This window comes from Shouchella patagoniensis, from assembly GCF_002019705.1.
Classification (GTDB): Bacteria; Bacillota; Bacilli; order Bacillales; family Bacillaceae_D; genus Shouchella; species Shouchella patagoniensis.
Map to the genome: position 1 here is coordinate 1,846,927 of NZ_KV917377.1, position 24,457 is coordinate 1,871,383.

20 protein-coding genes and 2 other annotated features are annotated in these 24,457 nt (G+C 38.7%); of the genes, 6 read left to right on the forward strand and 14 right to left on the reverse strand.

Annotated features, from left to right (window positions below):
• Positions 1 to 11 precede the first annotated feature (11 nt).
• On the reverse strand, positions 12 to 884 hold the full coding sequence (locus tag BK584_RS09950; protein WP_169871177.1) for an AraC family transcriptional regulator: 873 nt from the start codon (positions 882 to 884) through the stop codon (positions 12 to 14).
• Positions 885 to 1,053: 169 nt separating this feature from the next.
• On the opposite strand from BK584_RS09950, the gene BK584_RS09955 reads away from it, so the two are divergent.
• The 3 genes from BK584_RS09955 (at position 1,054) to BK584_RS09965 (ending at position 3,384) form a co-directional block, all read left to right on the forward strand.
• Positions 1,054 to 2,355 (forward strand): alpha-glucosidase/alpha-galactosidase, encoded by a 1,302-nt coding sequence (locus tag BK584_RS09955; protein WP_078392456.1) that lies wholly within the window; start codon positions 1,054 to 1,056, stop codon positions 2,353 to 2,355.
• Positions 2,356 to 2,561: 206 nt separating this feature from the next.
• Positions 2,562 to 3,152 carry a sigma-70 family RNA polymerase sigma factor gene (locus BK584_RS09960; protein ID WP_078392457.1) on the forward strand — a complete coding sequence of 197 codons (591 nt, stop codon included), beginning with the start codon at positions 2,562 to 2,564 and terminating at the stop codon, positions 3,150 to 3,152.
• The gene (locus tag BK584_RS09965; protein WP_078392458.1) at positions 3,142 to 3,384 is read left to right on the forward strand and encodes a hypothetical protein; all 243 of its coding nucleotides are present in this window, start codon (positions 3,142 to 3,144) and stop codon (positions 3,382 to 3,384) included. The genes BK584_RS09960 and BK584_RS09965 overlap by 11 nt, the downstream gene beginning before the upstream one ends.
• A 27-nt stretch (positions 3,385 to 3,411) precedes the next feature.
• On the opposite strand, the gene BK584_RS09970 is transcribed toward BK584_RS09965, so the two are convergent.
• The 7 genes from BK584_RS09970 to pepT all read right to left on the reverse strand — a co-directional run bounded on the left by BK584_RS09970 (position 3,412) and on the right by pepT (position 11,892).
• Positions 3,412 to 4,293, reverse strand: a complete 882-nt coding sequence (locus BK584_RS09970) for a carbohydrate ABC transporter permease (protein ID WP_078392459.1) — start codon at positions 4,291 to 4,293, stop codon at positions 3,412 to 3,414.
• A gap of 10 nt (positions 4,294 to 4,303) precedes the next feature.
• Positions 4,304 to 5,254, reverse strand: coding sequence for an ABC transporter permease (locus BK584_RS09975; RefSeq protein WP_078392460.1), 951 nt, complete (start codon positions 5,252 to 5,254; stop codon positions 4,304 to 4,306).
• Between the two features lie 16 nt (positions 5,255 to 5,270).
• Positions 5,271 to 6,464 carry a response regulator transcription factor gene (locus BK584_RS09980; RefSeq protein WP_078392461.1) on the reverse strand — a complete coding sequence of 398 codons (1,194 nt, stop codon included), beginning with the start codon at positions 6,462 to 6,464 and terminating at the stop codon, positions 5,271 to 5,273.
• Positions 6,465 to 6,467: 3 nt separating this feature from the next.
• On the reverse strand, positions 6,468 to 8,198 hold the full coding sequence (locus BK584_RS09985; RefSeq protein ID WP_078392462.1) for a sensor histidine kinase: 1,731 nt from the start codon (positions 8,196 to 8,198) through the stop codon (positions 6,468 to 6,470).
• A gap of 162 nt (positions 8,199 to 8,360) precedes the next feature.
• The gene (locus BK584_RS09990; protein ID WP_245808830.1) at positions 8,361 to 10,028 is read right to left on the reverse strand and encodes an extracellular solute-binding protein; all 1,668 of its coding nucleotides are present in this window, start codon (positions 10,026 to 10,028) and stop codon (positions 8,361 to 8,363) included.
• Positions 10,029 to 10,245: 217 nt separating this feature from the next.
• Complete coding sequence (locus BK584_RS24555; protein WP_078392464.1) at positions 10,246 to 10,602, reverse strand: hypothetical protein; 357 nt, start codon at positions 10,600 to 10,602, stop codon at positions 10,246 to 10,248.
• A 63-nt stretch (positions 10,603 to 10,665) separates the two neighbouring features.
• Complete coding sequence (gene pepT, locus BK584_RS10000; RefSeq protein ID WP_078395525.1) at positions 10,666 to 11,892, reverse strand: peptidase T; 1,227 nt, start codon at positions 11,890 to 11,892, stop codon at positions 10,666 to 10,668.
• Between the two features lie 228 nt (positions 11,893 to 12,120).
• Here pepT and BK584_RS10005 point away from each other — a divergent pair, with 228 nt between their 5' ends.
• Together BK584_RS10005 and thrS are read left to right on the forward strand one after the other, a co-directional pair.
• Entirely contained in the window at positions 12,121 to 13,623 is a 1,503-nt protein-coding gene (locus tag BK584_RS10005) for a Na+/H+ antiporter NhaC family protein (RefSeq protein WP_245808831.1), read from the forward strand.
• A 60-nt stretch (positions 13,624 to 13,683) separates the two neighbouring features.
• Positions 13,684 to 13,905: a binding site (T-box leader), on the forward strand.
• 27 nt (positions 13,906 to 13,932) lie between these two features.
• Positions 13,933 to 14,154: a binding site (T-box leader), on the forward strand.
• A gap of 46 nt (positions 14,155 to 14,200) precedes the next feature.
• Complete coding sequence (gene thrS / locus BK584_RS10010) at positions 14,201 to 15,376, forward strand: threonine--tRNA ligase (protein WP_078392465.1); 1,176 nt, start codon at positions 14,201 to 14,203, stop codon at positions 15,374 to 15,376.
• A gap of 164 nt (positions 15,377 to 15,540) precedes the next feature.
• On the opposite strand, the gene BK584_RS10015 is transcribed toward thrS, so the two are convergent.
• The 3 genes from BK584_RS10015 to BK584_RS10025 all read right to left on the reverse strand — a co-directional run bounded on the left by BK584_RS10015 (position 15,541) and on the right by BK584_RS10025 (position 18,624).
• Positions 15,541 to 16,341: a carbohydrate ABC transporter permease gene (locus BK584_RS10015; RefSeq protein WP_245808996.1), complete on the reverse strand. Its 801-nt coding sequence runs from the start codon at positions 16,339 to 16,341 to the stop codon at positions 15,541 to 15,543.
• Between the two features lie 70 nt (positions 16,342 to 16,411).
• Positions 16,412 to 17,293: a carbohydrate ABC transporter permease gene (locus tag BK584_RS10020; RefSeq protein ID WP_078392467.1), complete on the reverse strand. Its 882-nt coding sequence runs from the start codon at positions 17,291 to 17,293 to the stop codon at positions 16,412 to 16,414.
• Between the two features lie 56 nt (positions 17,294 to 17,349).
• Positions 17,350 to 18,624 carry an ABC transporter substrate-binding protein gene (locus tag BK584_RS10025; RefSeq protein WP_078392468.1) on the reverse strand — a complete coding sequence of 425 codons (1,275 nt, stop codon included), beginning with the start codon at positions 18,622 to 18,624 and terminating at the stop codon, positions 17,350 to 17,352.
• A gap of 207 nt (positions 18,625 to 18,831) precedes the next feature.
• On the opposite strand from BK584_RS10025, the gene BK584_RS10030 reads away from it, so the two are divergent.
• The gene (locus tag BK584_RS10030) at positions 18,832 to 19,725 is read left to right on the forward strand and encodes an AraC family transcriptional regulator (protein ID WP_169871179.1); all 894 of its coding nucleotides are present in this window, start codon (positions 18,832 to 18,834) and stop codon (positions 19,723 to 19,725) included.
• Between the two features lie 115 nt (positions 19,726 to 19,840).
• Here the strand turns inward: BK584_RS10030 and BK584_RS10035 are convergent, their stop codons facing one another.
• The 3 genes from BK584_RS10035 to esaA all read right to left on the reverse strand — a co-directional run bounded on the left by BK584_RS10035 (position 19,841) and on the right by esaA (position 24,450).
• Complete coding sequence (locus BK584_RS10035) at positions 19,841 to 20,653, reverse strand: ABC transporter ATP-binding protein (RefSeq protein ID WP_078392470.1); 813 nt, start codon at positions 20,651 to 20,653, stop codon at positions 19,841 to 19,843.
• A gap of 196 nt (positions 20,654 to 20,849) precedes the next feature.
• Positions 20,850 to 21,305 carry a type VII secretion EssA family protein gene (locus BK584_RS10040; RefSeq protein ID WP_078392471.1) on the reverse strand — a complete coding sequence of 152 codons (456 nt, stop codon included), beginning with the start codon at positions 21,303 to 21,305 and terminating at the stop codon, positions 20,850 to 20,852.
• Positions 21,295 to 24,450, reverse strand: a complete 3,156-nt coding sequence (esaA, locus tag BK584_RS10045) for a type VII secretion protein EsaA (protein ID WP_078392472.1) — start codon at positions 24,448 to 24,450, stop codon at positions 21,295 to 21,297. The genes BK584_RS10040 and esaA overlap by 11 nt, the downstream gene beginning before the upstream one ends.
• Between the last annotated feature and the right edge of the window lie 7 nt (positions 24,451 to 24,457).

Consider the following 24,457-nt stretch of genomic DNA (forward strand, 5'->3'; position numbering starts at 1 on the left):
GATCATCCCTCTTACCATTCTGTCACAATAAAATCGATTAAATGACTATCTTCATTTTTTCTGAATTTACTAGCAGAGACACCAACGGTTTTTTTAAATACTTTTGTAAAGTAATTAGGATCGTCAATCCCTACTTGATGCGCAACTTCTGCAATTGTATTATCTGTTTTTGCAAGCAATGAAGCTGCCTTTTTCATCCTAGCTATCATGACATAGTGCATTGGTGTTGTATGAAGCTCCGCCTTAAATTGCTTTATAAAATAGTATTTGGATAAACCAGCTTGTTTCGCTAATTCATCTAAACTTAATGGGTCTGCAAGATGTTCTTCTATGTATTGAATCGCCTTTATTAACGATTCTTTTAATCGTTGTTTAGGTGGAGCTTCAAGATAACGAAATAAAGATAACATGAAATCATACGCCTTTTGTGATCCAATATAGGAATTGTAAACATCGCTTGCTACCGTTTCTGAATAGAGCTTAAACAACTTTCGAATTGGTTCAGTGTCGCGACTTAATTTTAAAATTGGGCCATGTTTCGCTAGAATGTACCGATGCATGTTTACTGCTTCTGGCCCTTCAATCGTTACATAGATAAATTCCCACGGTTTAACCGCATCCTTAGGATAAAAATAATGGTGGGCACTTGGAATTGCTACAAAAAATGCTTCTTGTTCACCTACTTGGAAATCCCGCCCTTCAAACGTCAACGCCCCGGCCCCTGACAATGTATATTGAAAAACAATTTTTTCTTTTTCTACTCTCTTTTCTCCATGCCAGTCATAATCAGAACCAACTTGAGTTTCCCAACCAACATTCCACAAATTCATAACAAACGGATATGGATTCTCTTGAAAGCGAAAGCCATACGATCCCTTCCCCATATAGGATGCCTCCTCTTCAGTAAATATAGTCATTATACAACAATGTAACTGCTTAATAATCAAGAATTTGAAAACGCAATTATTTCCATAAACCAAACAGCAATTTTCTACCTGTTCAGATTCACTATTACTTATACTAGAACTAACTTCACCACCAGGAGGTACAATTATGAAAAAAATTACGTTTATTGGCGCAGGAAGTACAATTTTTGCTAAGAATGTTCTTGGCGACTGTATGCATGTACCGGCTTTACAAGAGTTTGAATTTGCTTTATACGATATTGACCCAATACGACTGCAAGAATCCCACACACTGTTATCTCAGTTAAAAGAAAATGTACAGTCAACAATAAATATTCAATCCTATCACAACCGCAAGGAAGCTTTACGAGGCGCCTCCTATATTATTAACGCAATCCAAGTAGGCGGTTACAAACCTAGTACAGTTATTGATTTTGAAATTCCAAAAAAATACGGACTGCGACAAACGATTGGAGATACGATTGGCATTGGTGGCTTATTCCGTTCGCTTAGAACCATACCCGTCATGCTTGAAATCGCTAAAGACATTGAAGAAGTCGCGCCAGAAGCATGGTTTTTAAATTATACAAATCCAATGGCGGCATTAACAGGCGCATTATCTCGATTTACAAATGTTAAAAATGTCGGTCTTTGCCATAGTGTTCAAGTATGTACAAAAGATTTATTTAAACACTTAGAAATAGATCACAACGGGATACAAGAAAAGATAGCAGGCATCAATCATGTGGCTTGGTTGCTTGAAGTAACAAAAGATGGCAAAGACCTTTATCCGGAAATTAAAAGGCGAGCTAAAGAAAAGTGCAAAGAAAAACACCACGACATGGTACGTTTTGAGCTTATGGACAAGTTCGGATACTATGTAACAGAATCATCAGAACATAACGCTGAATACCATCCTTATTTCATCAAATCAGCATATCCAGAGTTAATTGAACAACTCAATATTCCGCTTGATGAATATCCACGTCGATGCGTGAGCCAAATTGAACGGTGGGAACAACAAAAGCAAGATTTGGTTAATAATACAAACATTACACATGAGCGTTCGATTGAGTATGGATCTCACATTATTGAGGCTATGGAAACAGGAAACCCTTTCTTATTTGGTGGAAACGTACTGAATACTGGTGGTCTCATTTCAAATCTTCCACAAAAAGCTTGTGTAGAAGTTCAATGCATTGCTGATCGCTCTGGAATTACACCCACTTATGTTGGAGATCTCCCCGAGCAACTAGCAGCATTAAATCGAACAAGTATTAATACTCAATTGTTAACGATTGAAGCTGCAATTACGAAGAAACGTGAACACATCTATCATGCAGCATTACTAGATCCACATACTTCAGCCGAATTATCAATGGATAAAATTGTCTCTTTGTGCGATGAGTTAATAGAAGCACACGGTGATTTTTTACCAGATTACAAGTAACAAGAAAGCCAAAGCCAGCTCATTAGAGTTGGCTTTTTTATTGATACAACTAACTCATTTCCCAATAGGAAACAGATTGAAAAAAGAACACTAGTTCGCTATACTGTAAATACGAAAGTATGTTCGTATTTTATTTTTTGTTCTTTTGATTTTTTATCTTCCCTTTCTCTATTAACTGTTAATTAGGCAAAAAAGGGGGATCTGTTATGAGAAACGGCGAGGTAAACGCGAGTCAATCATCTACCCATATCATTGTAAAAATGTTTTTAAAAGACGAGTACCACAAGGAATTGTATCGACTTGCCCATGAAAACCCTACAGCTGCTAACAAAGAAGCACTTGATGAGACATTTAAGCAATTTTTTACAAGAGTAAAAGTCATTCAATATATAAGTAGGCTCATATCAGGATATTCCGTGGACTATGACAAACGTTTTCGGAAACATGGGCATCTAACATCTATTGATTCCTTATTCGAAAAAGAAGGACACGCTTCCCTTCTTGATATTATTCAATCAGGTGATGTACTAGCTGACATTGAACAAGCAAATGATGAAAAAGCAAATATTGATGAATTATTTGAAAACAAAGTGCTGGCAACATCTTTCAAACATTTAAAACCTAACCAGCAATCCGTGCTTATTTACTCGTTTTTCTATGGGTACAAAAACAAAGAAATCGCAAAATTACTTACCATTTCAGAACAAAGAGTCTCTTATTATAAAAAAAGAGCTCTTCATATTTTAAAACAACAATTAATAACAGAAGAAAAGGCTGGTGGAACAGATGTATATTGATTACGAAACGATCTTACATGAGTTTGAACCCAAAATAAAAAAAAGCCTTTATCAAACAGCCCCTTATAACAGAGAAGATCTTGAACAAGAAATTAAATTAAAGATCTACGAAAAATTACCGGTAATACAAAATATCGATGCTCCAGGCTACTATGAGTTTGTCCATGGTGAAGCGCTTGTCGCTGAACCTAAAGCGCGTTATTCAGATCGACCTTCATTACTAAACAAATAATGAGGCTTGCCTTATTAGGCAGCCTCATTATTCTTTCACAGAACCTAAGACAATTCCTTTTACGAAATACTTTTGTAGAAATGGATAGACTAGTATAATTGGCAATGCCCCAATAAAAATTTGGGCTGAACGTACTGTACGTTCCGATAAAGCTCGAACTTCATCTGGGTTCACATTTAATTGCGAAAAATCATTCTGTACAATGATCGTTTGTAAAAATGTCGATAACGGAAATTTTGATGCGTCTGTTAAATAAATTAGTCCATCAAACCAAGAGTTCCATTGGCCAACCATTGTAAATAAGCCTACAGTTACGAGAGCTGGCAACGAAATTGGCAAATAAATTTTAAACAAGATTCGAAAATGCCCCGCTCCATCAATTAAAGCCGCTTCTTCTAATGACTTAGGTACCCCGGTGCGAAAAAAGTTTAATAATAAAATTAAATTAAATACGTTTACTGCGCCAGGTAAAACAAGTGCCCAAATTGTATTTAGCAAACCTAAATTCTGCACAAGAATATAGGTTGGAATGAGCCCACCATTAAATAACATAATAAAAACAAGTGCATACACATATAACTTTCTTCCTTTAAATTCATGATCTTCCTTTGAGAGTGCGTATGCAGCTAGAGTTATTGTCGTTAAACTAATGATGGTTCCCAGTACAGTCCGATATACTCCATTCCAAAGTGCTCGTACAAAATTATCATTACCAAGCGTTTGTTCCCAAGCAGCAAAGGTAAAATCAATTGGCAAAAAACGTACAAGGTTTGCATTCGCTGGTGCAGATGCACTAAAAGAAACAGCCAAAATATGAATGAGAGGCAAAATACAGAGAACCCCCAACATAAGTAGAAAAAACGTATTAAATATCGAAAAAATCCGATATGTTCGGCTTCGGTGATGCATGCCACCCCTCCTAAAAAATTCGATAATTTGCGTATTTATACGCTAAACGGTAGCCAGTTACAATTAAGATAAAAGCAATAATTGATTTAAATACCCCTACAGCAGTCGCGTAGCTGAAGTTTCCGCCTAATAAGCCTTGTCGATAAACATACGTATCGATAATGTCACCTTTATCGTAAACAAGAGGGTTATACAAGTTGAATATTTGATCAAAACCAGCATTTAGAATATTTCCTAGAGCTAGTGTAGCTACAACAATTGTAATCGGTAAGAGCCCTGGTAATGTAATATATAAAACTTGTTGCAAACGATTTGCCCCGTCTACAATTGCGGCTTCATACAGACTTGGATTTATACCTGCAAGAGCAGCCAGAAAAATAATCGCAGAAAATCCGAAATCCTTCCATACATCTGAAGTAATGACAGTCACTCTAAACCAATCTCCATCACCTAAGAAAAAAATAGGTTGAAAGCCCAAACTAGTGATCATTTGATTAACTAACCCACCGTCAACTGAAAGTAAGTCAAGCAAGATACCTCCTAAGATTACCCAAGACAAAAAATGAGGCAAGTAAACGAGCGTTTGGATGGACCGTTTAAACGCCATGACACGTACTTCGTTTAACAATAATGCAAACATAATAGGAATAATTAATTGAAAGACAATTTTAAAGCTAGAAATAATTAACGTATTCCAAATAACCTGCCTACCTTCACTGAATTCAAATATTCTTCGAAAATGGTCAAAACCTACCCATTCTGATCCACTAAAGCCAAACCAAGGCTTGTAATCTTGAAAAGCCATTATTATTCCGCCTAGAGGAATATAGTTAAAGATGATTGCGAGCAGAACCGCAGGCATAACTAGCACATGAAGCGGCCAATTTCGCTTCATGTTCCATGCTTGCTTGCGTTTCTTTTTTGGTATTTGCCGAATGACTCCTTGCCTTGGTTGAACCATGTGTACATCACTCCTTTTATCGGCACCTAAATTCTTGTGGCGTCAGGTTGAATTCCCGTTTAAATACTTTAATAAAATACGATGAATCTTTGAAACCAAGTTCTTCTGATATTGATGAGATTTTCTTGTTTGTATCTGTCAGTAATGCAATCGCCTTCTTCATTCTTAAGCGGTTCATGTATTCAGTGAAATTTTCTCCAGTCTCTTCTTTAAACCGTTTAGACACATAAGCCGGGTTTAAGTACAAGTAGGCCGCTACATCCTGTAGATTGGGATTTTTAGCAGAATGCGCTTCCACAAAATTTTTTACTCGCGTCGCAACCGGAGCACCTTCTCTTTCCATATCAAATGGGATCGCCTTATTTTGCTTGATAGTAGTGAACTGATCTCTCGCTTGATCCCAAAAAGGAAAGAGACTTCCTATTTTTATAGATATCGGGATATGTAGCTTTTTCTTCACATGCTTTTTTAGGAAAGCAACCTGTTCCTGAAGGGTTTCAAAAAACACGTTGTCTTCTTGCTCTAAAAGTGGATACAGCATTACTGTAAGGAGATACTCATCCATTTGGTGTTTAACGACAATTGAATATTTAGAGAGATAATTAGAAACGATGAGCTCAATGTCATTTAGGGCAACTTGTTCATTCGCGCGAATAAAAATAAAAGCGGCTTTTGTTTTCAAAGAATATGGCATACCATAAGCCTTTAACTCCGCTTTTAAATCTTCTGTTGTTTTCCTCCCCCATAACCATGGTTCAATAATCATTTCACCAAAAGAGTCAATATGACTTTTGATGGCTTCAATTGACCTTTCATGTACATACTTTTCACTTTGCTCTTCTCCTCTTTTGATTAATGCGTTCTCAACGGCTCTTAATAAATCTTCATCACGTACAGGCTTTAGTAGATAATCAACTGCTTGTGCTTTAATTGCTGCTTGTGCATAAGCAAAGTCAGAGTGGCCAGAAAGCAATAGACACTTAGGATTGTACTCGCTTTCTTTAATATCAGTAAGTAATTCCACACCTGATTTTCCTGGCATTCGTATATCTGTTACAACAATATCAATCGCATGAGAACAAAGGAGGGACATTGCTTCATTTGCCGTGTAAGCACAATGAACGTTGGAAATGCCAATCTCTTTCCAAGGTAAGCTCGCAAGCCCTTGTAAAGTTGCATCTTCATCATCAACTAGCAATAATTGAAACATGGTCTAACCTCTCCTTTCGTCGCTATTCGTTTCTTCCCATAAAATGTCGACTTGTAAGCCTCCTAGTGATGAGAATGATAGGCGTAAGCCAGATCGACCACCATAGCGTTTTCTAAGCCTTTGATGGACATTTCTCATTCCATAGTTTTCTGTTAATACTTCTTCTTGTTCCAAAGCCTGTACCATCTGTTCAATTTCTGTGTGCCCCAACTTTCCACCATTGTCTTCAACAGAAATTCGGCAATACCCACCTTTGTTTTCACCAGTTATGCGAATTGTACCTATACCATCAATTTCTTCAATCGCATGAACGATCGCATTCTCGACAATTGGCTGAACTAATAATCGTGGTATTGACCAACCTTTGAGCTCTTCTGCTACAGTAATGGAGTATTTCAGATGTCGTTTACGTAAAGCGTGTATCGCCAGAAAGTTGTCAACAAGTTCTAATTCTTCCGTAATTGTTGTTTCTGCTTGTTCTACTTTTGTTCGATAACGGAAATAATCACCTAAATGAAGTGCCATTGCTTCAACTGCATCTGTATTACGCACTTTCGCCATATTTTTTATGTAAAAGAGACAGTTGTATAAAAAATGAGGATCTATTTGTGCTTGCAGTAACTTTAATGTTGCATCTTGTGACCTGATTTTTTCTTCAAATACTTGTTCAATTAACGTTTGAATTTGTTCTGCCATATCGTTAAAACCATTCATCGCTATTGCAAACTCCTTTTGGTCGAGAACTTCCATTCGCACCCCATAATTCCCCTTTTTGAAGGCTAGAATTGAATCCTTGATCCGATCAACCGGGCGATGAATTTGAGTGTACAGTAACCAGGCTGCAGCTACTCCTAAACAAAGAAGCAAACTGACAGATAGATAAAACCACGTTCTTGTGGTAGCAATTGGCTTAAGCACTTTTTCCACTGGAACAAAGTCTACAAGTGCCCACTCTAAACTAGGCGATTCAATATAAGTTATTGCATAGTTTGTATCACCATCTCGAAACCGCTCTGTACCGATGCTTTCCATCTCTTTTGGAAGATCAAATCCATTATGAAATAGGTCGTTTACGTCGTTATGTTGTGCTCCTCGCGGCTTAATTGAATCAAACGAATGATGATATAAAATCGCATAACCACCGTCCGATGAATTTAGTTCACTAAGATGTTTACGCATGCTCTCTACATAAATCCTTGCTTCAATAATAACTCCACTTGTTTGCCTTTCGTTTTGAATAGGAAATTGTACATGTTGTACAAAATATGGACGATCATTATCCTTACTATGTTTTTCATCCACGTACTTCCAAGATAAAGCTAGTTCATCTGGACGTTGAGGAGATGCCGACATTGTCGTTATAGACTTTTCACCATCAGGTAAAAACATTGAAACGTCAACTAAAAGATTACTTAATTGTTGATAAAGTAAGATCTTTTTTTGAATGCCCATTTGCAATTCGACAGATTCGTATGGACGCAATAAATCAACGTTGCGTAGTCTATTCGTTTCAGGATCAATACTTAACGCAACTAAAAATTGAGAAACTTGCCCTAAATCGGCTTCCAATCGATTCATCGATACTTCTAACCTGTTTAAATTTCTTGATTCGATTTCTTCTCGAACAACTTGCTCACTTACATAATTAGAATACGCATATAAAGATATAACTGGAATTAAAAGCAATACAATGCTAACAACCATTTTCTGAAATAAGCTCAATTGCCCAAGCATCGGCCATCACTCTCCTCTGCACTAGTGTACATATAACATCACAAGTGCGAAAAGCTTATTTTTTTGACCGGTTATGATTATGAAATACGGTTGCAAAGAGACTAGTAAGAAGCAGCGCTTAACTCAAAAACCATGCGCTGCTACTTCGACTTATTATCGTTTTTAGTTGCTGCTTACTGTGTTAAACCACTCATTTACTTCAGCTGTGACATTATCGCCACCTGAAGTTTTCCACTGTTCGACCAAAGCGTCAAATTGATCAATAGATGTTTCACCGTAAATCATTTTGCTAAACCCTTCACTTAACATCGTATCAAGCGTGTCCCCTCTATCAACTATCGTTTTAGTAGGAGCTCCAGTAAACATACTAGGTATCTGTGCCTCTGCTCCGTCCACAACAATTCTCGCGCCTTCCCACGCCTCTTCAGGATATTGAAGATACATTTTCTTTTCAAAAGGCGTTTCAGGTTCTATTCCACGTGCGAAGTCAGCTAGAGTATTGATATACAATGATGGAATTCTTGCCCCATCGAAAGTTAATGTATATTTAACAGGATCAACTCGCCCTCCAGGTATATCGTCCTCGCTATACTTCACTTCGTCACCTTCAATGACGTAATCATATCCTTCAGCAAATCCATACTCAAACTCTCCACCATCTTTAGGATTGGCATAATGATCAAATAAATAGTTTTGATAAACAAAGAAAGCTTGAATTTCATCTTCAGTAGCGTTTTCGTTAATCATAACGGAACCATTTTGAGCAGTGACTCCCGTCGATCTACCTTTCTTACCCTCAGGTCCAGTTGGGATTTCATATGCCTTATACTCTGCAGCTTCAACATTTTGCTTTAATTCTGCCAAAGGCCAATCTGGCATCCAATGAGGTCCAGCAATAATGCCTGCTCTTCCAGCCGTAAACAATTCTGCAGCTTTTCCTTCGTCCCAAAGCCCAGATTCAGGATGAATATAACCTTCATCCATCCAATGCTTCATTGTCTCTAAACCTTCTTTAATTTCTGGCTGAATACTGCCATTAACTAATGAACCATCTTCTGCAAGATTCCACTGATCAGGCATTCCGCCATATGCCCCAAATACCCAATCAACTGTAGACATCCAAGTATTGAGATTATTCGTAAAACCAGTAGCTAATCCATATACTTTTTCACCTGTTCCTGTCGGATCATCATTTACAAAAGCGTCCATCATTGCTTCAATATCATCCATTGTCTCTGGAGCATCAAGCCCTAAATTATCCATCCAATCTTGACGAATAAACAAAACGGTATCCCCGTTCATTTCATAATCTAAAATAGGAATAGCCATACGGCCTTCTTCTCTTATATAGGGATCCCATGCATGAGGATCTGCGTCCATCGCTTCCTTCCATGCATCTGAGGCATACTTGTCAAATAGTTCACCGACCTCTTGTACGCGCCCAGAATCAATGATATCCTGCGTTAAGGAACTTCTAAGAGCCAAAATAGATGGGAGCTCCTCATTCGCAGACATACTTAATTGTAATTTAGTGTCGAATGTATCCCCTGGTCCACTCGTTGTCCAAATATAGTTTAAATCAATATTAAATGTATCTTTTACCCACTGTGTGTGTACGTTATCTTGTATGGTTTCATCATCTCTGAAGAAAATATCACCTGAAACATGTTTAATTAAATCAAGAGTGACCGGTTCTTCAAAACGTTCTGGTAAATCATTAGCTGAGGCAACTGGTTCAATCGTACTTTCTTTTTGTGATGAAGAATCACTGCAACCAACCATAACTAGAGCAACTACACTTGCAAAGATAACCGTATTATATCTTCTCAAAACCATTCCCCCTGAAACCCTCTTATTTTTCATGTAAAAATAAAATTGTAAGCCCTTTCATTTATAATATAACGCTTTTTTCATTTCACTGAAATATGACTATTTTTAGGTTCACGGTACTATTTCTATCTTTTTCTGCGAGTGTTGCCATGCGAAAAAAACCTTGATTTAAAGATCAAGGTTTTTTGTTAAATTATTTTCAATGAAATTGAATCAGCTACAGGTTTAAAGCCAATTTTTTGATAGATATGATTCGAAGTCGGATTCGATAAGTCTGTGTATATAAGAACTGAGTCGTACCCTTGCGAGACAATACATCAGCAAATAATTCTGCTTCTAACCGATCTATAAAAAAAGCAAATGAGAAAACAGCTTGTTTGGGAATTGTCTGTAAACAAACAATGAAAGGCGAACTCCAGCGGTAACCAATGGCCATAAACAAAGGTTTGACACCACTTTTTATTGATTGCATCAAAAGGCCAATTAAGAGGTTATTTTCCCACTCATTCTTATGTAGGACAGGTGCGGCTTCTTCATAAAACGCTTCTGCATTGCTGAAAATCTTGATTTCCATTAGTATCCTCCGTTTCCTTTAGAAGAAAGATAAAAGGCATCTCTTAAGAAGATGCCTTTTGCTTTAAGCCCGCTCTTCAACCAATGCAACAATGGTTGTAATTACGTGCACCGCTTTCTCCATGTTGTCGACGGAGACATATTCATAACGTCCGTGGTAGTTTTCGCCGCCTGTAAATAGATTAGGCGTGGGCAGCCCTTTGTAAGAAAGCTGTGAACCATCCGTTCCCCCTCGAATAGGACCAACCTTAGGTTCAATATTTAACTTTTTCATTGCATCTATTGCTACATCAACAATTTCTTGCATCGGTTCAATTTTTTCACGCATATTGTAGTATTGATCTCGAAGTTCTAGATAAACATTCTCTTTCCCATGTTTATCTTGCATCTGCCTAACGACTGCTTCCATCTTTGCTTTTCTTGATGCAAAATTTGACCGGTCAAAGTCACGAATAATATAATGCAGTTCCGCAAAATCAGTTGTTCCTTCCATCGAAAGCAAATGAAAAAATCCTTCGTATCCTTCCGTAAATTCTGGTGCCTCATCAGCAGGCAGATGTGCATGAAACTCCATCGCCCGTTTCATCGCATTTACCATTTTATTTTTAGCTGTACCTGGATGGGTGCTCACACCTTGAAAGGTTACTTTAGCAGCTGCCGCGTTGAAACTTTCAAATTGAAATTCACCTAACGGTCCACCATCTAGCGTATAAGCAAAATCAGCACCAAATCTCTTAACATCAAAATGGGCCGGACCTCTACCAATCTCCTCGTCTGGCGTAAATGCAACACGGATTTTCCCATGCTTAACCTCTGGGTGCTTAATGAGATAATCCATTGCCGTCATAATTTCCGCAATTCCTGCTTTATCATCAGCTCCGAGTAACGTCGTCCCATCCGTTGTAATAAGCGTATGACCCTTATAATTTGCTAACTCTGGAAATTGTCTGCTTGATAAAATTGTACTTTTATTAAGAACAATTTCTTCTCCATCCACATTTTCATGAACTTGAGGAGATACGCTTTTGCCCGTAAATTCAGTCGCTGTATCTAGATGCGCTAAAAAACCAATAACAGGAACCTCTTTATCTGTATTCCCTTCGAGCGTTGCCATCACATAACCATTTTCATCAATCGTTACTTCACTTAATCCTAGAGCTTTCAGTTCTTCAACAAGAATGTTCCCAAGCTCAAGTTGTCCCTTTGTTGTCGGAATAGCATTGCTTGATTCACTTGATTGTGTATCTATTTTAGCGTAGCGCACAAAACGTTCAATTATTTGTTGTTTCATCATTCTAGCTCCTCTTTAATTATGTAGTTAGTAGAATCATTATAGCAAATTTATTCGTTGCATCGCTTAGAGAATCTCATACTATTTATTTTTTAAAACAATTTGTCGAAAAAAATAAACCGATATGCTATATTCTAAAAGGTGCATAATCATAAGTTTCTATTCCAATTTCCGCACACAACTTAGACGAACAAAATTTATATGTAAGAGGTGATTAATATCGAACATATGGGGTTTATCTCGCTCATCCCTCCGTTACTTGCTATCGGACTGGCAATATTGACGAAAAACGTTTTAGTATCTTTATTTACTGGTCTGTTTGCTGGTGTACTACTCCTAACAAAAGGAAATCCTATTACAGCAACAACGGAGACAATTGGTGAATATTTGTTCCCACAACTGACGGATAGTTATAATGCAGCTGTCTTAGTCCTGCTTCTATTTATTGGCGGATTCGTAGGGCTAATCGAAAAATCAGGAGGATCATTCGCGTTAGCGAACCGTGCTGTAAAGTACTTAAATACAAAAGCGAAAACCCAAATAGCAGCTTGGTTTGGAGGCCTCATCATCTTTTTTTCTGACCTTGGTTCTCCACTAATCGTTGGTCCAATTTTTGAGAAGATCTTTGACCAAGTAAAATTGTCGCGTGAAAAACTCGCTTGGATCATAGATTCTACTGCTTCCCCTCTCGCGGTTATGATTCCCTTTATCGGCTGGGGCGTTTACATCATGGGGTTAATCCGCCAAGAATTTGACAATATCGAAGCAGAATTATCGGAGTTCTCCGTTTTTTTACAAGCCATTCCTTTTCAGCTTTACCCGATTTTAGCTGTGTCTATTGTCCCTGTCATTGCGTTAACAAAGCTCGACTTTGGTCCAATGGCAAAAGCTGAACGCCGTGTAGAAAAAACAGGTGAACTTTACTGGAAAACGTCCCGCCCACTACGCTATAGCGAGGATGCAGACCAAGGTCAACCAAAAAGCTATTCCATCTTAATCTGGCTACCTTTACTCACTTTGTTCACGACATTATTTGGTCTTCTTTATACATACGGATTTCCGTTTGAACCTGTACCAGGCGGTGATTTTCGTGTTGCTTTAAGTACGGCTTACCTTTTTGCCAGTATCGTTTTAATCGGACTAATGGTTACGCTAAAAGTCAGAAGCTTCACTCAGGCATTTGAGCTTTACTCCAAGGGCATGCAAAAAATGGTATTTGTACTTGCTACACTTGTGCTGGCTTGGGCATTAGGAACGGTCATGAGTGAAATGGGGACAGCCAATTACGTCATTGAGCTATTGCAAGACAGCTTGCCTAGTTCTTTCGTTCCCGCGGTCTTATTTCTAGTGGCAGTCTGTATATCACTTGCTACCGCTACTTCATGGGGAACCTTTGCTATTATGATACCATTTGCAATTCCAATGGCCTTTGGTCTTGATGCCCATTTGGCTGTGTGCATTGGCGCGGTTTTATCTGGAGGCATTTTCGGTGATCACTGCTCGCCTATTTCGGAGACAACCATTCTTTCATCTACTGGTGCCGGGTGCGACAATATCGATCATACAAAAACACAATTTCCTTATGCAGCTATGAATGGCCTCATTGCTTTAGGAGGCTTTGTTGTTGCAGGAATAACCGGAAGCGCATATGTTTTTCTTATTGCCCTTGCACTCATGATAGGATTACTTGTTTTGTTTGCCCAGCTAAAGCCAAAGCTCTCTAGCTCTTAATAAACTTCTTAAATAGTCCTTGCATTTTCATTTTTCTTACACTATACTACTAAGAAATTACAATTAGCATTGATAAGGACATGAATCAATCTCTTCCTTTCTTTTTAGAGAAACAAGGCCCTTGGCTGAAAGCCTTGTAAGAAAAAGACTTGATTTACCACCTTTGAGCTATTGCGGGGAAACAAAGTATCCGCAATCGGTCGAACCGTTATCTCGTTTAAGCATAGAGATGTTTTTTCTCTATGAAAGTAGGGTGGAACCACGGCCGCACTCGTCCCTTGTTTGGGATGAGTGCGGCCTTTTTTTATGGAATCAGCGATGAAAAGGATACGCATAAACAAACGTTTCACTAAACAGAGAGCGAGGCCTTGGCTGAAAGCCTTGTTAGTAGAAATTGTCTATGTACCACCTTTGAGCTATTACGGGGAACCTCATGTATCCGTAATCGGTCGAACCGTTATCTCGTATAAGCATAGAGACGTTTTTTCTCTATGAAAGTAGGGTGGAACCACGACCACACTCGTCCCTTATATGGGATGAGTGTGGTCTTTTTTATATCTAAAGGAGGCGATTTATTATGATAATCAAAAACAATCATCAAAAACTTGGCCAGGAACTTGAGCTATTCACAACATTAGAAGAGGCTCCAGGTATGCCATTCTTCTTACCTAATGGGATGATTATTCGAAATGAACTAGAAGCTTATTGGAAACAAATTCATCAAGCCAGTGGTTACGAAGAAATAAAAACGCCCATTATGATGAAACAACATATGTGGGAACAATCTGGTCATTGGGATCATTATCAGGAAAACATGTTTTTTTCATCTGTAGAAGATCAATCATATGCATTAAAACCAATGAGCTGCCCAGGCGCTGTTCTTTTATATAACCGAAAAAGGAGAAGTTACCGAGAACTGCCTATTCGTTACGCGGAGTTAGGACTTGTTCATCGTTACGAACAATCAGGATCGTTGAATGGCCTTTTGCGCGTCCGATCATTCACACAAGACGATGCCCACTTGTTTGTTCGAGGGGACCAAATCGAAATTGAGCTAGAACGTGTGTTAGACCTTGTTGACCACGTTTATTCCATCTTTGGTTTCAACTATCATGTAGAATTATCAACTAGACCAGACGATTCAATGGGCTCACAAGAGTCCTGGGATCATGCTGAATCTGCTCTCGAATTTGTATTAAAGAAAAAGGGGGTTCAGTATAAATTGAACCCTGGTGATGGTGCTTTTTATGGTCCCAAAATCGATTTTCATATCCAAGATTCGAAAGGGAGAAGCTGGCAATGTGGAACGATTCAACTCGATTTTCAAATGCCCGAAAAGTTTGACTGCTCTTATGTAGACGAAAAGAATGAAAATCAAACACCAATTTTAATTCATCGCGCAATATATGGAGCAATTGAACGGTTTATGGCAATCTTAATCGAACATTACGAAGGTGCTTTCCCATTCTGGCTCGCCCCCGTTCAAGCAGTGATCTTGCCGATCCATTCTTCACATGGCACATTCTCTACAAGTGTCTTGAGAACTCTCGAAATTGCTGGTATTCGAATAAAACTTGATGACCGAAATGAGAAATTTGGTTTAAGAATACGCGCCGCACAAAAACAAAAGATTCCATACATGCTTGTGATAGGTGATAAAGAAGTAAACAATAACCTTATATCTGTTAGAGATAGGGATGGCGAACAAAAAGACATGACTGTAGAGGAATTTATTCAATTCGCTAAGAACTAAAATGTTGAGCATTATTTGATAACCATTGAGAATCATCTAGCCGAGGCAAAATGATACTAGCTTTGGCTACTTATTTTTATTGTTATCTTCTATCTTCACTGAAGTCATTACAAAATAAAAAAGCTAAGTGCTACCCTTTTCAGGTAGCACTTAGCTACAACCTTTTACCCTTTTACTCCAGTAAGTGCGATTCCCTCAATAATTTGTCGCTGTGCAAAGAAATAAACGACAAGAACTGGTACAACAGAAATCGTTGCTCCTGCCATTAAAAGCGGCCATTGAGTAACATACAACCCTTTAAACATTGCAAGCAAGAGGGGAACGGTATACAAACTCGTATCACTAATAAACACAAGCGGTTGTATGAAGTTGTTCCAAATCCCTATAAAGGAAAATATCCCAAACGCTGCAAGGGCAGGCTTAATTAAAGGAAGCATAATTCGCATATACACATACGCGGGATTTGCTCCGTCGATTACCGCAGCTTCTACCATTTCTTTAGGGATGCCCATCATAAACTGACGTAATAAGAAAACTCCAAAAGCATTAAAGATCGCATTAGGAACAATAATAGACAAATGCGTATTCACCCAACCAATATAGTCCATGATTAAATAGAGCGGTATTAATGTCACTTGCATTGGAACCATCATTGTCGCTAAAAAGGCAATAAATAATACGTTTGATCCAGGAAACCTGAGCTTAGCGAATGCATAAGCTGCCATAGAACAAGTAAGAATTTGACTAAAAACAACAATTGTTGAAATATAAAAACTGTTAAAGTAGGCACGGCCAAACGGCATGGCTTGAAGAGAGTCAGTAAAATTACTCCAAACAAACGGATCTGGAACCCAGACAGGAGGTACTGCAAACATCTGCTGAAAGGACTTTAAACTACTTAATGCCATCCAAATAAATGGTCCAGCCATCACGATGGAACCAATAATTAGTGCAATATGAAGCATAATACGGGAAAAACGGAGTTGGTTCCCTTTTCTCTGTTGAATTACTGGTGGTTTTGACTTTATGATTGGATTATCTTCCGCCGTCTTCATAATGCACCCACTTCCGTGAAACCGTAAATTGAATCAATGTGAACGTCAGAATAATGACAAATAGAATCATCGCTGATGCTGTACTTGTACCAAAGGAATTACGTGTAAAAGCTTCATCAAAAATATGGAGTACTAATGTATAACTCGCCTTGCCTGGACCACCTTGAGTCATTACATAGGCTTGATCAAATACTTGGAAGGAAGCAATTACCGTCATAATAGCAACAAAAAAAGTAGTTGGAGAAAGAAGCGGAAACGTTATATGGCGGAATTTCTGCCATGCTGTTGCGCCATCAATATCCGCTGCTTCATAATAGCTACGCGAAATCCCCTGTAAGCCAGCTAAAAAGATGACCATATTTGTGCCAAGTCCCCACCAAATACTTAACATTGCAATTGATGGAAGCACTAGATTTCGATCTGTCAGCCAATTAGGACCATCAATTCCGACCATTGCAAGTAGTTGATTAATTAATCCAAAGTCTCCATTTAATAACCACATCCAGATAACAGCAATTGAGACGGAACTTGTGACAACCGGCATAAAGAAAAACATTCGATAAAAGTCTTTTCCTTTTACTTTATTTAAAGCTAATGCTGATAATAAAGCGGCCGCAATTCCACCCGGAATGACCATTAACGAATAAACCGTAGTATTCCTTAATGCAGTCGTAAAGTTAGAGTCTTGAAATTGTTGGATATAATTTTCAAAGCCGATGAATGTTCGTTCGCCAAACCCATCCCAATGCATGAAGCTAATGCCAAGAGCAAAGATGAGCGGAAGCAGCGAGAAAACAATCATACCAATCATCTGGGGAGCAATAAATGCATAACCCCACCATTTTTCTCGCTTTGTATACATAATGAGCCCTCTCCTTTATCATCAAAGAGGGAAAAATCCCCTCTCTGTACTCTTGTTTATTCACTATCAAGCGCATTGCGCGCTGTATTAATTGCTTCATCTAATGCATCTTCTGCAGTTGTATCCCCAAGCATCATTAATTCATATATTTCAAGTAAATCATCAGCTAAACCTGGCGATGTGTATTCATAACTAATGACTCGACCAATGTCACGCGCGTCTAATAAATATTGTCCGTGTTCTGGTTTATCCTGATTTAAGACAATATCATCTATTCCATTAACTGAAGGAACCGCATTACCTTCTCCATCAAGTCGAATTTCCTGTCCTTCAGTGGACGTATAATACGTAATAAATTCCATAGCTTCTTCAATATGATCACTATTTGAATTTGCAGCCATATATGCTGTAGCGATATTGGCTGTCTCTAATGCATTATCTGTATTCGAGGGCCATGGGATGTAATCAAAATCAAGATCTGTTTGCAAGAACATTGGTGTCAGCCAACGCCCCGCAGAGACAAAACCAACTTGATTAGACATAAACATTGCTTCCATACCTTGACCGTCTGGCATTGTCCCAGCATAAGTGAAGTTGCCTCCATCAATCATCTCACTGACATATTCAAACGCTTCTAGCACTTTGGGATCAGAATCGGCAACAATCTCTTCATCGGTCGCAAAGTTGCCTCCATTCGTCCAAATCCAGTTCAACATATGGGGATGGCCACTTTCTTGCATATACCCATGGTTGCCCGCATCACTAAGCTTGCCTGTTACTTCAGCAAAAGCATCCCAATTCCAGTTGCCTTCTTCATAATACTCTTGCGGAGATTTAGCTCCGACTGATTCAAGTAATTCTTTATTGTAGTACATCAAGTAAGGATTACAATCAACAGGCAGACCATAAACAGTTCCATCTACTCGCGATGGTCCCCAAATGTCTTCAGCAAATTCATCCTCTGTCACAAACGACTCTTCAGTACCTAAAAATTCAGATAACGGTTCAATTGTTCCATTCGAGATGAGTGTGGACATATTTTCTGTACCTACATAAAAGATATCTGGTGCTTGCCCTCCTTGAAGACGAGTCGTAAGTGTTTGAAAGTAGTTATCGTTAGGCAATCCAGTTAATGTAACTTTAATATCCTCATGCGCTTCGTTAAATGCATCTACAGCTCGATTATAAACATCAAGTTCAGCCGGGTTACCCCAAGCAGAAAATGATAATTCGACAACATCATTTCCCCCACCAGAACTCCCCTCATTACAAGCAGTTAGCAACCCGACAGTCATTGCTGATACGCATACATATCCAATTGTTTTCTTCATTTTTTCGGCCTCCCTATTCCATTGAAATCGTTTGCAAGCTATACTATAGAGATAGACGTTTTCTATCTACTTCTCCAGCTATATGGCTATTACTTACGACTAGTATACAATGCAAGCGCTTTCTTTAATCTAGTAAGATTTTTGCGAATAGGGGTAATTTTTTGCGGTCTAGACCGTTTTGACAATATGTTTAAGGAGGAATCGTCTATGGATAAGAAGCCATTGTTTACACGAGGATCTCATTCTTTTACGTTTCAATTTTTCCCCGAAACGGGTTTGCTGAGTTTATGGAATATAGGTTGGGAACTACAAACAAGTCCCAGTTATTATTGGGATGGTAATGCACGTTTTATTGATAATAATACGATTATTTTTCAGTACACCATTTCTGGTCGTGGAATCTTAGAAATAGATGACAGGAAGTACGAACTGCGCCAACATCAAGCGTTTCTAGTAACGGTTCCCGGAGATCACCGTTACTACTATCCAAAAGAAGCAAAGGAGCCATGGGAATTTATCTATATCGCATTACAAGGACCTACTGTCCGAGATATATGGGAGCGCCTCGTCCGAAAATCAGGTCCTGTATTAAAAATGGAACCTAATTCTCCTTTAATCCGGTCCCTTTTTGCTATTTATGCAGAAACAAAAGCAGACCGCTTACGAGATCCGTACGTGGCTGCTTCACAAGGTTATTTATTTCTTCTTGAATGCTTCCGTGCACTGACCGAGGAAACTCCACCAGGAGACCCCTATCACTATCAACAAGCGTTAAATTATATTGAAGCAAACTATCATCGCCAAATCTCCTTAGATGATATTGCGGAACAAATTGGCTTGTCCCGTTATAGTTTAACTAGATTATTTAAAAGACATGTCCATAAACCACCGATGCATTATGTAACAGAGTTGCGCATTCGAAAAGCGTGTACTTTGTTGCTTCATACAAACTACTCTGTTAAGAAAATCGCTACTGATGTAGGGTATCTCGATGATAATTATTTCCACAAAGTGTTTAAACGATATACTGGAAAAAGCGCTAGTCACTTTCGCAGAACAGGGGATTTGTCTCAACTTTATTCTTCAAAGATGGTTAAATAACCATATACTTATTACTTCAGCTTGTCAACGAAGCCTGACAAAACTCGTTGGCAAGCTTCTTTATTGCTATTGCTAACAGAACAGTCGATGCGTTTGTTTTACTTTATCGTTTCGCTTAATACTTAAGCATGTTTTTTTTTGCATCTAGAAAATGAACCGGTTTAACCCACGGACGTTCATTCGACCAACTCACATCAATCGGTAACCCTAATGTATTGCTAAGGTTCTCCGAGGTCATTACTTCTTCTTTTTGACCACTTGCCAACACCTGTCCCTCTTTTAATAAGAGCACATTGTTAATCGCCGGTATAATTTCTTCAGGATAATGAGTTACGTATAAGAGCGTAGGTGCATCTGCTTTCATTAGTAAACTCTCTATTTCTTCAAGTAGTTGTTCTCGGGCATATAAATCAAGACCGCTAGTTGCCTCGTCTAAAATAAGTAATTCTGGTCGATTTATAATTGCACGCGCTAAGAAAACTTTTTTTCGTTCCCCTTGTGATAATGTGGTTAATGGTTGATACATCGTTGACTCTAAGCCAAAGGATTGAGCAAGTTCGATTGCTCTTTGCTCATCGGCCTTCGTTATTGATTCATGCACTCCAATTGATGCATGCACACCACTGACAATTACATCCACACAAGGCAAATGTTCATACATTTGATACCGCTGATCTAAAGATGCGCTAACCCAACCAATCTTTTTGCGTAATTCCTGCAAGTTGGTCCTCCCGAATTGATTATCTAATACAGAGATTCGACCTTTACTAGCCCATTCATACCCAGTTAGCAATTTAAGCAACGTTGTTTTTCCAGATCCATTTGCTCCTAAAACTGCCCAATGCTCTCCCTTTTTAACCTTCCAATTCACATTATTTACAATTGCTTTCCCTTCTCGATAAAAAGAAAGTTCTTCTATATGTATCAAATTGTCAACTCCTTATCACATAACAAATTAAGCTATCACTAGATTATCATTTTCTTCAGATACATTCGACATCTATTACTCAATGATAAAAGCACTTAAAATCTACAAAAAGGCTGAGTATAAAACTCAGCCTTTTCAGTCACTCATTATACTACTCACTAGAGCGTTTAAATGAACAGGAGGCTCTTACTATATACTACACCTCGTTCATTTTAGGGACGATTACTAGCAATAAGACACCAATAAGCGCAGCAGCAAACGCGGACATAATCCATGGTAGCCAATTAGAAGCAGGCTCCTCTGCTGCTATATATCGTTTAACATCCATTTCTTCATTAAAGAGAGCCAGTTGCTCTGCTTCAGATTCTTTTTCAGTTTCCTGGGTCGTGCCCCCAACTGTAAATAAAGCCACCTGCAGACCTTCATATTCCTCTTCTTTTATTTGATCAAATGTAATATACCGTTGTTCTTCTGGAACATCAATGCTTTTGCGTTCTACTTCAGTCGAATATTTTCTTAAATCAAGCAGAACTTCCCTCTCTTTGTAAGTTCCAGGCTCTACACGATTCACTTCTTGTGCAGAGCTTGGGATTGTCTGCAGCACAAGGAAAAGGCATGTTCCAATCACTGCAATAACAAACTTACATTTCATATTCATCCTCCTGTTTTTTCTTTCCATTTACAACGAAATGCTGAATAAGTGGCACGGCGATTACTGCTAAAGCAAGCAGTAATAATGGAATGAAACCGGTCATAAAGGCATTTTGTGAACCTGCTTGTAACGATATATATAACTCTGCCACGGGGTTACTTGATGAGAAATTCGGCATCGCCATATCAAGCAAAGGACTTGTATAAAAGAGGATAAGCGCTACACTTAACAGCCATCCTACCCATGGACCAGCCATAAAAGCTGTCCGGACTAAACCTGAAGATACGATAACAAGTAGCACAGTTATTATGGTCCATTCGATTGCTTGACTCCCACTTACTGTGTAAATCGTTAACCCATAAATGCTAATAACCAATCCAACAATAATGGACAAAATCCCAAATAATGCAAGATTAATAGAGATTGGAACGGAACTATATTGATGAGTCAAAAACCCTATCAATAAACTAGTTAGCAATAATATGACCAATACGACAATTGGTGGAGTTGTCTGCTTCACAGGTCCTTCAGCTTGTTCACCACTAACTTGAACTGGGCTAGACAAATGATGATACACATAATCATTATGATGACCATCAGACAATGCATTCTCTAAAATGGTTTGAATATCTTGATAAACTACCTCTGTATTATCCACATTACTAGACCAACGATTATTTAAATCATCGGATTGTGCCTGGACAGATTCAATACTACCAAACATTTCATCTGTACGGGTAATGACATCACCTTGTTGTTCCTCCAAGGTTTGCACGGAACTACCTAATTGTTGGATCTCACCTAACGAAGTCTGTTGATTTGAAACAACCATTTGACCATTTAAGTCCTCAACTGGAGGCTGGCCAACCTCGAGTGAATTCCAATCAGAACTTATACTTGATCCGATTGTTTCCACTGTTTCCGCAATCGCTAGCGATTGCTCACGAATAGCTTGTTGTTCCTCCGTTATTTCTTGTTCAAGTTCTGATAAAACAGACGTTGTATCTGCAAGAAACGCATTGAATTCTTTCTCTGCCGCTTCTCCAGTTTGTCCTGCTCCTTCGATATCCGATCGATTTTCCATGAATCCATTTATGCTAGCAATTGATCGATTGACTTGTTCTTGCACTTTCTCAACCTGATTATCACTTGCAATTAATCTACGAATCCTATTTTCGTTGATTTGACCATTCTGTGCAATTGTTAATTCGAACTTGGACAATTCTCCAAAGTAATTCATGAGTTGTCTAGAATCACTTACCACAATCGGTTCATTCGCTACAGTTGGTCTCCATCCTAGCTCATTAAACAGCTCATTTTCAGCATCAATGATTGTCTGAACGAGGGACGGTGTTACTTCTCCAAGTTCTTCTTCAAGATCTTGTGTATATGCTTCTAATTCTTCCACATAAGCAAGTAAACGTTCAATGTACTCGTTGCTATCATCAATTTCCGTTTCAATAAGGTCCATTGGTGACAATGGTTCTTCATCTTGAAGCTTCTCCAAAAGACTGATCGCTTCTTGCCAAATGAGTTGGAGTTCGGTAATAGAATTGGTTACAAGCTGAACCTGAAATGGCGGAAAAAATGCCAAATCATCAATAGAGTCTGCCTGTTCCTCGTTTTCATTACTCTCTTCTCCTTCTTCAGGTGTAGGTTCCTCCTCGGGTTCATCGACTGATGGTTCTTCAGGTTCTAGTTCTGATTCCCCTTCGTCACCATCCCCTGGATTCCCATTCCCATTATCAGGAGGTGAGGTTTCACTCTCTTCAGGATCTGGCGTTTCTCCTGGAGGGGTCACCTCTGGTTCATCACCTGGCGGCTCGTCTCCCCCTTCATTATCGTTCTCATCTTCAGGTTGATTATCTGGATTTAACTCATAGACCAAATTTCTAATTTGTCCAAGAGTGCTTTTTACTTCTGCTAATAGCTGTTCTCCATCAACTGATTCCCATTCTTCTTCAATGGGTTCTGGTCGAGGATTTTCTGGATTGTCTGGTCCGTCCTCTTCTTCAGTTAAGCTCCATCGAGCTTCTTTAAGGTCTTTTAGTTGTTTATTAAATTGTTTATCTTGTTCTTCTGTTGCATAAAGTCCAATTAAATCTGCTTGCGCTTCAGGTAACCCATTAATGGCTTCATTCGAACGAGCATAATGTTGTTCCATCTCTTGATTAAATTGGTCCATCACATTTCCAAACATGTAAGCACTAATGGCCCAACCTTGAAACAACGACTCTACTTCTGAACCATCATTCACCAACTCTGGTGCAAACGGTGTTTGAAGCTCTTGGATTGTACTTGTGCCTTCTTGCAAAGCAGATTGGTACGCTAATTGAGCCTCATTCATCAACAATTCATTCTCACTATGGGCCGTAAGCATTAGCTCCGTTTGTTCATCTTGGTACGTCATGTACATATTAATCGCTTCAGATAAGACCTCAAAATTCTCTTGTGCTTCTTCAAGAGTCTGTGCTGATCGCTCTGCAGAATCTGTTGCCTCAGAAGAGTTCGCAAATAAATTACTTAGTCGTTCACGCTGCTGTTCAATCTCACCAGCAAGCTGTTCTGAGCTCGGTGCATAGAAATCATACATCTCAACCAGGAAATCTTCTTCCTTTTGCAATACTTCTTGAAAATTATCACGAACTCTATCTACTTCTTCAGAAACATAGCGCCAATATTGTGTACTAATTTGTTGGTTCATTTTTAGCTGTGCACTCTCAAGTTCTTTTTGCACTCGCTCTTGATTCTCAGCATTTAGATTGTTATAAATCTCATACTGAACTGCCGCTCGATTAGGGATCATGTCCTGAAATGACATTACGTTTTCTGAAAAGGATGATTCAATATACACAATTGCATCGTAATCTCGTCGCTCCAGACCAGCCTGAGCAGCAGATCGACTTGTTACATCCCAATCGTATTCTGAATCATTTTGCAAGGTCAATACAATATCTTGACCTAAAAGAAGCGATTCATTTTCTTCATATTGATACCCATTGTCTTCATTAACAATAGCCAACTTGCCAGAAGCTTGCTTTTCTTCCCGCATTGGTTCTTGACCAATGTATTCATAAAAAAGAACAGGCACTGCTAGAATTAAAACAACAAGCAAAACTAATTTGACCGTGTGTCTTTTTTCCATCTGTCAT

Bases quoted from the DNA above. Each gene is read 5' to 3' on its own strand.
- BK584_RS10025 (WP_078392468.1), bottom strand. From the start codon at position 18,624: ATGAAGAAAACAATTGGATATGTATGCGTATCAGCAATGACTGTCGGG.
- BK584_RS10015 (WP_245808996.1), bottom strand. From the start codon at position 16,341: ATGCTTCATATTGCACTAATTATTGGTTCCATCGTGATGGCTGGACCA.
- BK584_RS09960 (WP_078392457.1), top strand. From the start codon at position 2,562: ATGAGAAACGGCGAGGTAAACGCGAGTCAATCATCTACCCATATCATT.
- BK584_RS09955 (WP_078392456.1), top strand. From the start codon at position 1,054: ATGAAAAAAATTACGTTTATTGGCGCAGGAAGTACAATTTTTGCTAAG.
- BK584_RS09965 (WP_078392458.1), top strand. From the start codon at position 3,142: ATGTATATTGATTACGAAACGATCTTACATGAGTTTGAACCCAAAATA.
- BK584_RS10030 (WP_169871179.1), top strand. From the start codon at position 18,832: ATGGATAAGAAGCCATTGTTTACACGAGGATCTCATTCTTTTACGTTT.
- esaA (WP_078392472.1), bottom strand. From the start codon at position 24,450: ATGGAAAAAAGACACACGGTCAAATTAGTTTTGCTTGTTGTTTTAATT.
- thrS (WP_078392465.1), top strand. From the start codon at position 14,201: ATGATAATCAAAAACAATCATCAAAAACTTGGCCAGGAACTTGAGCTA.
- BK584_RS10020 (WP_078392467.1), bottom strand. From the start codon at position 17,293: ATGTATACAAAGCGAGAAAAATGGTGGGGTTATGCATTTATTGCTCCC.
- pepT (WP_078395525.1), bottom strand. From the start codon at position 11,892: ATGAAACAACAAATAATTGAACGTTTTGTGCGCTACGCTAAAATAGAT.
- BK584_RS09980 (WP_078392461.1), bottom strand. From the start codon at position 6,464: ATGTTTCAATTATTGCTAGTTGATGATGAAGATGCAACTTTACAAGGG.
- BK584_RS09970 (WP_078392459.1), bottom strand. From the start codon at position 4,293: ATGCATCACCGAAGCCGAACATATCGGATTTTTTCGATATTTAATACG.
- BK584_RS24555 (WP_078392464.1), bottom strand. From the start codon at position 10,602: ATGGAAATCAAGATTTTCAGCAATGCAGAAGCGTTTTATGAAGAAGCC.
- BK584_RS10040 (WP_078392471.1), bottom strand. From the start codon at position 21,305: ATGAAATGTAAGTTTGTTATTGCAGTGATTGGAACATGCCTTTTCCTT.
- BK584_RS09975 (WP_078392460.1), bottom strand. From the start codon at position 5,254: ATGGTTCAACCAAGGCAAGGAGTCATTCGGCAAATACCAAAAAAGAAA.
- BK584_RS10005 (WP_245808831.1), top strand. From the start codon at position 12,121: ATGGGGTTTATCTCGCTCATCCCTCCGTTACTTGCTATCGGACTGGCA.
- BK584_RS09950 (WP_169871177.1), bottom strand. From the start codon at position 884: ATGGGGAAGGGATCGTATGGCTTTCGCTTTCAAGAGAATCCATATCCG.
- BK584_RS09985 (WP_078392462.1), bottom strand. From the start codon at position 8,198: ATGCTTGGGCAATTGAGCTTATTTCAGAAAATGGTTGTTAGCATTGTA.